Genomic DNA, 11,347 nt, shown 5'->3' with positions numbered 1-11,347 from the left:
GGGGGGGGGGGGAGCGAGCCGTGCCGGCCCGAGGGGAGCCGGCGGGCGCTGAGCGAGGCGTATGACACGGCGCTGCTGGATCTGGACGGGGTGGTCTACGCCGGCGGGCAGGCCGTCGCGCATGCCGTGGAGTCGCTGACCGCGGCGCGGGAGCGCGGGATGCACCTCGCGTATGTGACGAACAACGCGGCCCGGACGCCGCAGGCGGTCGCCGACCAGCTGACCGGATTCGGTCTGCCGACGGCGGCGGAGGACGTGATCACCTCGGCGCAGGCGGTGGCCCGGCTGATCGCCGAGCAGGTGCCGTCGGGCGCCCGGGTGCTGGCCATCGGGGGCGAGGGGCTGCGGGTGGCGCTGCGCGAGCGCGGGCTGGAGCCGGTGGGGTCGGCGGACGACGATCCGGCGGCGGTGGTCCAGGGTTACGACCCGGAGCTGGACTGGGGGCAGCTGGCGGAGGCCGCGTACGCGGTGCAGCGCGGGGTGCCGTGGTTCGCGTCCAACACCGATCTGACGATTCCCAAGGAACGCGGTATCGCGCCGGGCAACGGCGCGCTGGTCGAGGTGGTGCGGATCGCCGCGGGCGGTGCGCCGCAGGTGGCGGGCAAGCCGCAGCCGCCGATGCACCGGGAGACGGTGCTGCGGACCGGCGCCGAGCGGCCGTTGGTGATCGGGGACCGGCTCGACACCGACATCGAGGGTGCCTGGAACGGCGGGGTCGACTCGCTGCTGGTGCTGACCGGGGTGACGACCCCGGCGGAGCTGCTGGCGGCGCCGCCGCGGCACCGGCCGACGTATGTGGACGCGGATCTGCGCGGTGTGCTGGCGCCGCAGCCGGAGGTGACGGCGGACGGCGACGGCTTCCGGTGCGGGGGCTGGCGGGCCACGGCGTCGGGTGCCGGGGCCGGGGACACCCTGGACCTGGACGGCGCGGGGGCGCCGCTGGACGGGCTGCGGGCGCTGTGCGCGGCGGCCTGGACGGCCGCCGGCGAGGGCGGCTGCGCGGCGGACGCCGGGAAGGCGCTGCGGCGGATCGGTATGTGACGGGGCGTCACGGGGGTGCCGGGCCTCGCCGGTGCGGCGGGGCCCGGACCGCTCAGGCCGCTTGCCGGGTGCTCTTGGCCGCCGCGGCGGTGAGCTCCGCGAGCAGCTCCTCCTCGGTGGCGCCGCGCCGCCAGTAGCCGGTGAACTTGACCGCCCGGCGGTCGAATCCGCGCTCCCCGACGAGATGCCGGCGCACCGCCTTGACGGTGCCGGCCTCGCCGGCGATCCAGGCGTAGGGCTTGCCCCCGGGCAGTTCGGCGGTGCGCAGCGCGTCCTGTACGGGCTCGGTGCGCGCGGCCGTGGCCGGGTCCCGGACGAGCCAGGTGATCTCGGCGTCGGCGAACGTCGGCAGCTGCTGCCGGTCGTCCTCGTGCCCGATCTCGATCCAGACCTTGGCCCGGGTGCCGGGGGAGAGCCAGGACAGGATTCCGGCGATGGCGGGCAGCGCCGTCTCGTCGCCGGTGAGCAGGATCCAGTCGGTGCCGGGCGGCGGCCGGAAGTCGACCCCGCCGTTGTCCTCGACGGCCGGGGCGAGGACGGTCAGCCGGTCGCCGGGCCGGGCGCCGGCGGCCCACCGGCTGGCCGGGCCGCCGGCCACCGCCGCTGCGGGGCCGTCGGCGCCGTGCAGCGCGAAGTCCACGTCGAACTCGCCTGTTTCGGGGCGCTGTTCGCGGATGGTGTACGAGCGCATCACGGGCCGCTCGGCCGGGTCCTGCGCCCGCCAGGCGGTGTACCAGCCGTCGCCCATGTCGGCGAAGACCGGCACCGTCTGGTGGGGCTGCGGGAGGAACACCTTGAAGCGCTGGTCCCGGCCGCCGGAGACCAGTGCGTCGAGCCGTTCGCCGCCGAAGGTGATCCGGACCATGGACGTACTCAGCCGACGGGCGCGGACGACGTGGACGTCGAAGAAGCGGTACGGCGCGGCGGCGGGGGCGGCGGTCGTGGTCATTCGGGAACCTCCCGGGACGGTACGGGGATTGGCGTGCGTACGGGGTCGGTTGGAGCCGGTGAGCTGGTGTGGCGGGGCGGCGGGCGGGAGCGGCGCCGCGTCAGTCGACCTTTCCGGCGCCTTCGATGGCCTTGGTGAGCGATTCGAGGAGCGGTGCGGCGCCCGCGTAGGAGAAGCGCGGCTCGCTGGACCAGGGGGTGATCTGGCCGGCCTTGACGGCGGGGAGCTTGTTCCAGGCGGGCTTGGCCGCCAGGTCCTTGGGCTGGAGGGTGGCGCTGCGGTTGTCCAGCAGGAGCACGTCCGCCTTGTACTTGTCGGCGTTCTCCCAGCTGAGGCTCTCGAAGTAGCCGCCCTTGTCCAGGTGGTCCGGGACGATCAGGTCGACGCCGAGGGACTTGAAGTACATGAGGTCGGCGTTGATGCCGGGGTTGGAGGCGTAGAAGAGGTCGGCGCTGCCGGAGCAGGCCAGCACCTTGACCGGGTGGGCCCTGGCGGCCTTGCGCAGCGCCTCGGCGGCCTTCTCGAAGCGGGCCTTGGCCTCGGTGACCTTCTTGGCCTTCGGGTCCGCGCCGAGTGCCGTGGCCAGCTGCGCGTAGCGGGCGACGATGTGGTCGAGCGGTACCCGGGAGGAGGTGATGGCCACGCTCGGGGCGAGCTTGCCGATCTTGTCCTTGCTGTCGTCCGGGACGAACCAGAGCGCGCCCGGCTCGTACATGTTGGTGACCAGCAGATCGGGGCTCAGGCCGGCGTACTTCTCGACGTTGAACTGGTTGTAGGCGTTGCCGATGACGGTGACCTTGTCGACGTCGAGGTCGCCGGCCTGCGGGTCGGGCCTGCCGTCCTTGAGCTTGGTGGGACCGAAGACGCCGACGATCCGGTCGGCGGCGCCGAAGTCGTGCAGCGCGGCGGCGGTGCCGGTGAACGCGACGATGCGCTGGGGGGCGTGGGGGAGGGAGACCTTCTGCTTGCGGTCGTCGGTGAAGGACCACGGGCCGCCCGCGGCACCGCCGTTGCCGCCCCCCGAACCCCTGCCCCCTCCGCACGCGGCGAGCAGCGCGCCGATGCCGACGGCGCCGCCCGCGGCCAGGACGCCGCGGCGGGACGGGGTTACGCTTCGGGGGGTTCTCATGCGTGGGTACTTCTCTCTCGAAGGGGTGACCGGATCGGCGGGGCGTACGGCCGGGTAGGGCCGCTCCGGAGAGCCGGCTGATCACATGCTTGTGAGGGTAGGCTAACCTAACTAGCGTGTTGGTTGACAGTCCCCCCGCAGCAACCGCGGCGCCGGCCCCCGCGGCCCCCCGCCGACGCCCCGTCATACGCTCGGCGGGGCTGCTGGCCTCCGTGGCCGGGCTCGCCGTGATCGCCGTCCTCGGCATCGCCGTCGGCGCCAAACAGATCCCCCTCGACCAGGTGTGGCACGGGGTGTTCCACTACTCCGGCTCCGACACCGACGTCATCGTCCGCGACGTGCGGGTGCCCCGCACCCTCCTCGGTCTGCTCGCCGGCGCCGCCCTCGGCCTCGCCGGCACGGTCATGCAGGCGCTGACCCGCAACCCGCTCGCCGATCCCGGAGTCCTCGGCATCAACGCCGGCGCCTCGGCCGCCGTCGTCTCCGGCATCAGCTTCCTCGGCGTCACCTCGCTGACCGGCTATGTGTGGTTCGCGTTCGCCGGCGCCGCGCTGGTCTCGGTGGCGGTCTACGTCCTCGGCGGCACCCGGAACGCCACCCCGGTGCGGCTCGCCCTCGCCGGCACCGCGCTCACCGCCGTCCTCACCGGCTACCTCAACGCCGTCAACCTGCTGGACAACGCGGCGCTGGACAAGATGCGCTTCTGGACGGTCGGTTCGCTGGCCGCCGCGACCATGCCGACGGTCACCGAGGTCGCGCCGTTCCTCGCGGCCGGCGCGCTCCTGGCGCTGCTGCTCGCCCGGCCGCTGAACGCCATCGCGCTCGGCGACGACCAGGCGCGGGCGCTGGGCGCGCGGCTGACCCGCACCCGGGTGCTGGCGATGCTCGCGGTCACCCTGCTGTGCGGCGGGGCGACCGCCGCCTGCGGCCCGATCGTCTACGTCGGCCTGATGGTGCCGCATGCCGTACGGGCCGTCACCGGGCCGGACATGCGCTGGATCCTGCCGTACTCGGCGGTGCTCTCGCCGGTGCTGCTGCTGGGCGCGGACGTGCTCGGCCGGATCGTGGCCCGGCCCGGCGAACTCCAGGTCGGCATCGTCACGGCCGTCATCGGCGGACCGGTCTTCATCTGTCTCGTACGGCGTCGGAGGATGGCCCAGCTGTGAGTGAGCGCAACGAGGTTGTGAGTGAGCGCAACGAGCGAACCAAGGTGACGGCCGGGGCGCGGCCCACCCGGTGCGTACGGGCGCTCCGCACCGGGAGCGGGCTCTCGGTCCGGCTCGACGTGCGCGCCGCCCTCGCCGGACTGCTGCTGCTGGCCGTGGCGCTGGCCGCCGCCGTCGCGCTGGTCGGCTCCGGCGACTACCCGATGACGCCCTCCGAGGTGCTGAGCACCCTCACCGGCGGCGGCACCACCGGCCAGGAGTTCATCGTGCAGGAACTCCGGCTGCCCCGGGTGCTGGTGGGGCTGCTGGTCGGCGCCGCCTTCGGCATCGCCGGGGCGGTCTTCCAGACCGTCTCCCGCAACCCGCTCGGCAGCCCGGACATGCTCGGCTTCGCCCAGGGCTCCTCGGTCGGCGCGCTGGTCGCCATCGTCTACTTCCACAGCGGGCCCTACGGCGTCGCCGCCGGCTCCGTCGTCGGCGGTGTGGCCACCGGCCTGGCCATCTTCCTGCTCGCCTGGAAGCGCGGCGTCCACGGCTACCGCTTCGTTCTCGTCGGCATCGGCGCCGCCGCGATGCTCTACGCCATCGTGCTCTACCTGCTGACCAAGGCGACCATCCATGAGGCGACCCGGGCCACCACCTGGATGACCGGATCGCTCAACGGCCGGGACTGGGACCAGGTCTGGCCGCTGGCCGCGGTCTGCGCCGTACTCATCCCCCTGGTGCTCGGCCACGGACGACCGCTGCGGATGCTGGAGATGGGCGACGACGCGGCGTCCGCGCTGGGCGTACGTGTCGAGCGGGTCCGGATCACCGTGCTGCTGGCGGCCGTCGTGCTGGTCGCGGCCGGTACCGCGGCGGCCGGACCGATCTCCTTCGTGGCGCTCACCGCACCCCAACTCGCCCGCCGGCTCACCCGGTCACCCGGTCCCAACCTGCTGCCCGCCGCCCTGATGGGTGCCGCCCTGCTGGTCGCCGCGGACTTCGCCGCCCAGCGGCTCTTCGGCGCCGACCAGCTGCCGGTGGGCGTGCTCACCGGAATCCTCGGCGGCGGCTATCTCGTGTGGCTGCTGTTCACCGAGCGGAAGGCCGGGCGGGTGTGAACCGGCACGCCCCGAGGCGCACCGGCCGCCGCGCCCGGCAGCCGTGACCGCGCCCCCCGACACCGGCAGCGAAACCCCCACCACCCCCAGGAGCCCCGAAGTGAGCCGTCTCACGGCCGAGAACGTCACCCTCGCCTACGACCAGCGGGTGATCGCCGAGAACCTCTCGGTCGCCATCCCCGACCACTCCTTCACCGTCATCGTCGGCCCGAACGCCTGCGGCAAGTCCACCCTGCTGCGCGCGCTCTCCCGGATGCTCAGGCCGGCCGCCGGATCGGTGCTGCTCGACGGCGCCGCGATCTCCTCGCTGCCGGCCAAGAAGGTCGCCAGGACGCTCGGGCTGCTGCCGCAGTCCTCGATCGCCCCCGACGGGATCACCGTCGCCGACCTCGTGGCCCGCGGGCGCTACCCCCATCAGGGCCTGCTGCGCCAGTGGTCGGCCGCGGATGAGCGGATCGTCCGGGAGTCGATGGCGGCCACCGGCGTCGGCGAACTCGCCGACCGCTATGTCGACGAACTCTCCGGCGGCCAGCGGCAGCGCGTCTGGATCGCCATGGCACTGGCCCAGCAGACCCCGCTGTTCCTCCTCGACGAGCCCACGACGTACCTGGACATCCAGCACCAGATCGAGGTCCTGGACCTCTGCGCCCGACTGCACGAGGGGCAGGGGCGCACCCTCGTCGCGGTGCTCCACGACCTCAACCACGCGGCCCGCTACGCCACCCACCTCATCGCCATGAAGAACGGCGAGGTGATCGCCGAGGGCGCGCCGTCGGACATCGTCACCGCCGAACTGGTCGAGCGGGTCTTCGGCATCGGCTGCCAGATCATCGACGACCCGGAGACCGGCACCCCGCTGGTCGTGCCGGCCGCCCGCCGGCCGCGCCGGGCCGCCGCGCCCGTTACAGCAGCGTCCTGAGCCGCAGCAGATCGCGCAGCCCGGCCTCCAGCCTGACCCGGCCGCTGCCCCACGCCGCGGCGAAGTTGAGCCGCCCGTCGACCAGTGCGACGAGATCGTCCCCGGCCATGGTGAGCCGGATCTCGGCCTTGTGCGGCGGCGGGCCCGGGACGCTGGTGACGTCCCGGATCGTGCCGTCGGCCAGCCGCCCGAGGAAGGTCGTGTCGAGATCCGTGATGCGGCAGCTGAGCGAGCGGTCGAGCGCGGCGGCGCTGCGCACGTCGCCCTGTGCCGAGGACAGGTTCTGGGCCAGCCGGTCGAGCGCGGCGCGGCACTGGTCGAGGGTTGCCATCGCGGTCGACGATACGCCAGGCCGGGTGCGGCCGAGGTAGCGTCGGGGCATGGAAGAGCCGACGTCCGGCCCGGAGCCGGAGGCACCCGGGGCGCAGGCCGTGCCCGAGTCAGCAGAGGGGCCCGGCGAGCCGTCCGGCCCCGCCGGTCCGCAGCCGCTCGGGGTGCCGGTGACCCCCACCGGCCAGACCGCGGTCGATGCCGCGCTGCGGCGCCTCGCCGAGGCCGACCACCTCCCGACAGGCGGCCACCTGGACATGTACGAGGATGTGCACCGTGGGCTGCGCGAGGTGCTGGCCTCCCTGGACCAGCAGCCCGGGCCGCCCGCGCCTTCCCCGACGACGCACGACAACAGGAGCTGAACCACAGGTGGCAGGAGTGGCACGACGCCGACTCGACGCGGAGCTGGTGCGCCGCAAGCTGGCCCGCTCCCGGGAGCACGCGAGCCAGCTGATCGCCGCGGGCCGGGTGACCGTCGGCGGAGCGAGGGCGACCAAGCCGGCCACCCAGGTGGAGACCGGCGCGGCCCTGGTCGTCCGCGCCGACGAGAGCGACCCCGACTACGTCTCGCGCGGCGGCCACAAGCTCGCCGGCGCGTTCGCCGCCTTCGTCCCGCGCGGGCTGCGGATCGAGGGCCGGCGGGCCCTGGACGCCGGCGCCTCGACCGGCGGCTTCACCGACGTCCTGCTGCGGGCCGGCGCCGGCCATGTCGTGGCCGTCGACGTCGGCTACGGGCAGCTCGCCTGGTCGCTGCAGAGCGACGACCGGGTCACCGTGAAGGACCGTACCAACGTACGCGAGTTGACGCTGGAGCAGATCGACTCGCAGCCCGTCGATCTCGTCGTCGGCGATCTCTCCTTCATCCCGCTGGGCCTCGTCCTGCCCGCGCTGGTGGGCTGCGCCGCGCCGGACGCGGACCTGGTGCTGATGGTCAAGCCGCAGTTCGAGGTCGGCAAGGAGCGGCTGGGCAGCGGCGGCGTGGTGCGCAGCGCCCGGCTGCGGGCCGAGGCGGTGTGCGCGGTCGCGGACCGGGCGGCCGAGCTGGGGCTGGGCGTCCTCGGCGTGACGGCGAGCCCGTTGCCCGGACCGTCGGGCAATGTCGAGTACTTTCTGTGGCTGCGCGCCGGGGCGCCTGCACTCGACCCGGCGGATGTCGACCGTGCAGTGGCGGAGGGGCCCCGTTGACCACAACCCAGGCAGTTGAAGGCAGCGCAGCACAGCAGAACAGCCGCGCCGGGCGGACGGTGTTCCTGCTCGCGCACACCGGCCGCCCGGCGGCCGTCCGCAGCGCCGAACTCGTCGTCCAAGGACTGCTGCGCAGCGGGATCGGGGTCCGGGTACTGGCGGAGGAGGCCGCGGACCTGCCGCTGCCGCCGTCCGTCGAGCGCGTCGAGTCCGAGCAGTGCGCGGCCGAGGGCTGCGAACTGCTGGTCGTCCTCGGCGGGGACGGCACGCTGCTGCGCGGCGCGGACTTCTCCCGGACCTCCGGGGTGCCGATGCTGGGCGTCAACCTCGGCCGGGTCGGCTTCCTCGCCGAGGCCGAGCGCGACGACCTCGACAAGGTCGTCGACCGGGTCGTCACCCGCGCCTACGAGGTCGAGGAGCGGATGACGCTGGACGTCCTGGTCCGCAACAACGGCACCGTCGTCCACACCGACTGGGCGCTCAACGAGGCGTCCGTCGAGAAGGCCGCCCGCGAGCGGATGCTGGAAGTGGTCACCGAGGTCGACGGCCGTCCGGTCTCCCGCTTCGGCGGCGACGGAGTGGTCTGCGCGACGCCGACCGGCTCGACCGCGTACGCCTTCTCCGCCGGCGGGCCGGTGGTCTGGCCCGAGGTCGAGGCGCTGCTGATGGTGCCGATCAGCGCCCATGCCCTGTTCGCCAAGCCGCTGGTCACCTCGCCGCGCTCGGTGCTCGCGGTCGAGGTGCAGCCCAAGACCCCGCACGGGGTGCTGTGGTGCGACGGCCGGCGGACCGTCGAACTCCCCGCCGGCGCCCGCGTCGAGGTCCGCCGCGGCGCCGTCCCGGTACGCCTGGCGCGGCTGCACCACGCGTCGTTCACGGACCGCCTGGTCGCCAAGTTCGCCCTCCCGGTGGCGGGGTGGCGGGGGGCGCCGCACTAGGGTCCGCCCCCTGCTACCGGCCGCCGCCCGGGCCCCCGCGCGCCAGGAGTTCCCGGGCGCGGGTGAGGGCGCTGTCCCGCCGGGCGGCGAGTTCCGCCCCGGTGAAGACGGGGGTGGCGAGCACAGGGGGGATGCCCGGACCGTCGAAGGTGCGTCCGTCGGCGGTCAGGAACTCCTCGTTGGGCAGGCCGAAGGTCCAGCCGTTGGGGAGGCGGCGGTCCAGGATGTCGGAGAAGACGCCCTGGGTGTTCTCGCCGATCCGGGTGGGGGCGGGGGAGCGGCCCATCAGGGACTGGGTGAAGGTCTCCCCGGCGCTGACCGTCAGCCGGCCGGTGAGGACGGCCACCGGGCCGGTGTAGACCGGGCCCCGGTGCGGGCGGACCCGGATCGGCTCGGGAGCGGTGAACGCGGCCGGGTCGCGGGGGTCGTTGCGGGCCCGCTTGCGGTACGCGAGGTAGGGGTGGCCGGTGAGCCGGGAGGCGATCCGCAGGCCGAGGGGGTCGTGGCCGCCGCCGTTGAGCCGCAGATCGACGATGAGACCGCGCAGGGCGGCGGGGCCCTGCGTACGGGACGGGGTGAACACCGCGTCCAGTGCGCGGTCCAGCTCGGCGACGTCGCCGGCGTAGTCGCCCTTCTCGGTGTAGTGGGCGAACTGGGTCACCCGGAAGTAGCCGATCCGGCCCGGCAGATCGGCGTAGGCGAGCCTGCCCCCGGCCCACTGCCGCTGCACGGCGCCGGTTCCGAGGTGCGCGGCGATCGCCCGGTCGACGCGGTCGGTGAATTCCGGGGTGGGCAGCACGGTGCCGGGGCGGCTGCCGGCGAACCACCGGTCGGGGCCGGCCACGACCCGGGTGTGCGCGTCGTGCAGCGGCTCGATCATCTCGCGGAGGATCGCGAAGAGTTGGGCGTCGCTGGTGTGCGCGGTGATCCGGGGCCGGTAGCGGTCGCGGACCGCGGCCCAGTCGATCCCCTTCGCGCGGAAGAAGGGGTAGTTCTCCGCGTAGGTCCGCCAGAAGACGTCGAAGACCGCCCGGGGGTCCCGGGACGGGCGCCGGCCACACCGCTTGGGCAGCGCGCCGCCCCGGTGCAGGATGCGGCTGCCCGCGTCGTCCTCGAAGGCCAGCCGGGCGCGGCCGGTGCCCGACGGGGAGACGGTCAGCGGCGCCCCGTCCGGGACCGTGAAGCGGCTCGCGCCGTGCGCGTCGGGGCCACCGGCCCGGGTGCCGGTGACCGAACCGGGCAGGCAGCTGACGGCGGTGGTCTCGTACGTCCGCAGCGTGCGGCCCTTGACGGCGACGAGGGTGCCGTAGCCGTCCGTCCGCCAGACACCGTCCAGGGAGGGCGCCCGGCCGGCGGCGCGGGCCGCGGCGGCCGGGGGCGCGCAGCCGGTGGCGGTGAGCGCGGCCAGGGCGGTCACGGCGGTCAGTGCGGAGGGCAACAGGGCGGTGGCGCGGGGGCGTTGGGGGCTTTGGGAGCGTTGGGGGCCGGGTGCCGGGCGGTTCGGTGCCGGAGAACTCATGGCGTCTACCTCCTGGGGGCGTGCGGTGTATGTGGCGGGAGGGCGGAGAAGTACGGAGGCGGGGGAGCGGGATCGTCAGGCCGCGGCCAGGGTTTCCGCGGCGCGGCGGCGCAGGCCGAGGTGGACGGGCAGGCCGGTGGCGAGCAGCGCGAGCAGCAGGGTGGTGCCGGCGATCGCGGCGGCCGTCGGCCCGGGGACGTACGGCAGCGGGTCGCCGAACGCCTGCCGCAGCATCGGGGCGAGGGTGCACAGCGCGATCGCGGTACCGAGGACCAGCGCGGTGCCGGCGACCACCGCCGCTTCCCAGGCCGCCATCGCCCGCACCTGGCGGGGCTGCGAGCCGACCAGCCGCAGCAGCGCCAGATCGCGGCGCCGCTCGGCGGTGATCATGGCCAGGGTGTTGCCGGCGGCGATGGCGGCGAAGCCCGCGTACAGACCGGTGCCGAGGTAGTCCAGCCACACCGCGCCGGCCGGGCCCGCGGACCCGGTCCGGTGGGCGGCTGTGGTGTGCAGCGCGATCTTGGTGGTGCCGAACGCGACCACCAGCACCAGCGGAACGACGGCGGCGGAGAACCGGCGGGACTGGGACGTGATGTTCCGCGTCGCCAGCTCGGCCGCGCTGCCGAACCGGCCGATCAGCCGGGACACCAGCCAGGCGGCCGGGCCGACCAGCCGCGGCCCCAGCAGCCCGGTGCCGACGCAGAAGAGCAGCAGGACCAGGAACGCGCCCTGGCTCGCCCGGTCGGCAGGCTGCCCGGCGAGCAGCCGGGAGACGAGCACCCCGCCGGCCAGCGCGGCCAGCCCCAACGGCAGCCGCAGCAGCCCCAGTTCCCGGCGGCCGGCCGCCGCCTCGTCCAGCGCCCGCGCCGGGCGCAGCGCCGCGAACCGGCTGGCCGCCAGCAGCCCCGCCACCGCCGAGGTGACCACCGCAACCCCCAGGCACACCGGCAGCGCGACCCAGCTGAAGCGGAACGGCACCCCGGGCGGCACCAGGCCGTGGCCGACCATGCCGTCGAACCATGCGCGGGCCAGCACCGCCCCCAGCGCGCACCCGGCCAGGGCCGAGGG

General features: G+C 74.7%; 12 protein-coding genes. 7 read left to right on the top strand and 5 right to left on the bottom strand.

Annotated elements, in window-relative coordinates; all coding sequences use genetic code 11:
* Positions 1 to 48: 48 nt before the first annotated feature.
* Positions 49 to 1,041 carry an HAD-IIA family hydrolase gene (locus tag RZ84_RS08230; RefSeq protein WP_043269399.1) on the top strand — a complete coding sequence of 331 codons (993 nt, stop codon included), beginning with the start codon at positions 49 to 51 and terminating at the stop codon, positions 1,039 to 1,041.
* 52 nt (positions 1,042 to 1,093) lie between these two features.
* Here the strand turns inward: RZ84_RS08230 and RZ84_RS08225 are convergent, their stop codons facing one another.
* Both RZ84_RS08225 and RZ84_RS08220 read right to left on the bottom strand, forming a co-directional pair.
* Positions 1,094 to 1,990, bottom strand: a complete 897-nt coding sequence (locus RZ84_RS08225; protein ID WP_043263739.1) for a siderophore-interacting protein — start codon at positions 1,988 to 1,990, stop codon at positions 1,094 to 1,096.
* A 100-nt stretch (positions 1,991 to 2,090) separates the two neighbouring features.
* Positions 2,091 to 3,119, bottom strand: a complete 1,029-nt coding sequence (locus RZ84_RS08220; RefSeq protein WP_043263738.1) for an ABC transporter substrate-binding protein — start codon at positions 3,117 to 3,119, stop codon at positions 2,091 to 2,093.
* A 116-nt stretch (positions 3,120 to 3,235) separates the two neighbouring features.
* Between RZ84_RS08220 and RZ84_RS08215 the strand changes: the two genes are divergently transcribed.
* From RZ84_RS08215 to RZ84_RS08205, 3 genes are all read left to right on the top strand, one after another.
* The gene (locus tag RZ84_RS08215) at positions 3,236 to 4,285 is read left to right on the top strand and encodes a FecCD family ABC transporter permease (RefSeq protein WP_078893633.1); all 1,050 of its coding nucleotides are present in this window, start codon (positions 3,236 to 3,238) and stop codon (positions 4,283 to 4,285) included.
* A 44-nt stretch (positions 4,286 to 4,329) separates the two neighbouring features.
* Positions 4,330 to 5,388: a FecCD family ABC transporter permease gene (locus RZ84_RS08210; protein ID WP_043269395.1), complete on the top strand. Its 1,059-nt coding sequence runs from the start codon at positions 4,330 to 4,332 to the stop codon at positions 5,386 to 5,388.
* Positions 5,389 to 5,488: 100 nt separating this feature from the next.
* Entirely contained in the window at positions 5,489 to 6,307 is an 819-nt protein-coding gene (locus tag RZ84_RS08205) for an ABC transporter ATP-binding protein (protein WP_043263737.1), read from the top strand.
* On the opposite strand, the gene RZ84_RS08200 is transcribed toward RZ84_RS08205, so the two are convergent.
* On the bottom strand, positions 6,291 to 6,638 hold the full coding sequence (locus RZ84_RS08200; RefSeq protein WP_043263736.1) for a sterol-binding protein: 348 nt from the start codon (positions 6,636 to 6,638) through the stop codon (positions 6,291 to 6,293). The two genes, RZ84_RS08205 and RZ84_RS08200, sit on opposite strands and share 17 nt — an antisense overlap.
* A 49-nt stretch (positions 6,639 to 6,687) precedes the next feature.
* Here RZ84_RS08200 and RZ84_RS08195 point away from each other — a divergent pair, with 49 nt between their 5' ends.
* Genes RZ84_RS08195 through RZ84_RS08185 form a run of 3 tightly spaced genes read left to right on the top strand, consistent with a single transcriptional unit; the run spans position 6,688 to position 8,760 of the window.
* Complete coding sequence (locus RZ84_RS08195; protein WP_043263735.1) at positions 6,688 to 6,999, top strand: hypothetical protein; 312 nt, start codon at positions 6,688 to 6,690, stop codon at positions 6,997 to 6,999.
* A 7-nt stretch (positions 7,000 to 7,006) separates the two neighbouring features.
* A complete protein-coding gene (locus RZ84_RS08190) occupies positions 7,007 to 7,822 on the top strand; it encodes a TlyA family RNA methyltransferase (RefSeq protein ID WP_043263734.1) in 816 nt (271 codons plus the stop codon).
* 59 nt (positions 7,823 to 7,881) lie between these two features.
* On the top strand, positions 7,882 to 8,760 hold the full coding sequence (locus RZ84_RS08185) for an NAD kinase (protein ID WP_043263733.1): 879 nt from the start codon (positions 7,882 to 7,884) through the stop codon (positions 8,758 to 8,760).
* A 13-nt stretch (positions 8,761 to 8,773) separates the two neighbouring features.
* On the opposite strand, the gene RZ84_RS08180 is transcribed toward RZ84_RS08185, so the two are convergent.
* Positions 8,774 to 10,279 carry a S41 family peptidase gene (locus RZ84_RS08180; protein WP_078893631.1) on the bottom strand — a complete coding sequence of 502 codons (1,506 nt, stop codon included), beginning with the start codon at positions 10,277 to 10,279 and terminating at the stop codon, positions 8,774 to 8,776.
* Positions 10,280 to 10,354: 75 nt separating this feature from the next.
* A partial coding sequence (locus tag RZ84_RS08175; RefSeq protein ID WP_241777622.1) for an FtsX-like permease family protein occupies positions 10,355 to 11,347 on the bottom strand: 993 nt, incomplete at its 5' end.

It is taken from the genome of Streptomyces sp. CT34 (assembly GCF_000805335.1).
Lineage (GTDB): Bacteria > Actinomycetota > Actinomycetes > Streptomycetales > Streptomycetaceae > Streptomyces.
Note: the sequence above shows the minus strand (reverse complement) of the source record. Positions and strands in the feature narration are given on the sequence as shown.

Excerpts from the sequence above, each read along its gene's own strand:
- RZ84_RS08200 (WP_043263736.1), bottom strand. The coding sequence starts at position 6,638 with ATGGCAACCCTCGACCAGTGCCGCGCCGCGCTCGACCGGCTGGCCCAG.
- RZ84_RS08225 (WP_043263739.1), bottom strand. The coding sequence starts at position 1,990 with ATGACCACGACCGCCGCCCCCGCCGCCGCGCCGTACCGCTTCTTCGAC.
- RZ84_RS08195 (WP_043263735.1), top strand. The coding sequence starts at position 6,688 with ATGGAAGAGCCGACGTCCGGCCCGGAGCCGGAGGCACCCGGGGCGCAG.
- RZ84_RS08220 (WP_043263738.1), bottom strand. The coding sequence starts at position 3,119 with ATGAGAACCCCCCGAAGCGTAACCCCGTCCCGCCGCGGCGTCCTGGCC.
- RZ84_RS08180 (WP_078893631.1), bottom strand. The coding sequence starts at position 10,279 with ATGAGTTCTCCGGCACCGAACCGCCCGGCACCCGGCCCCCAACGCTCC.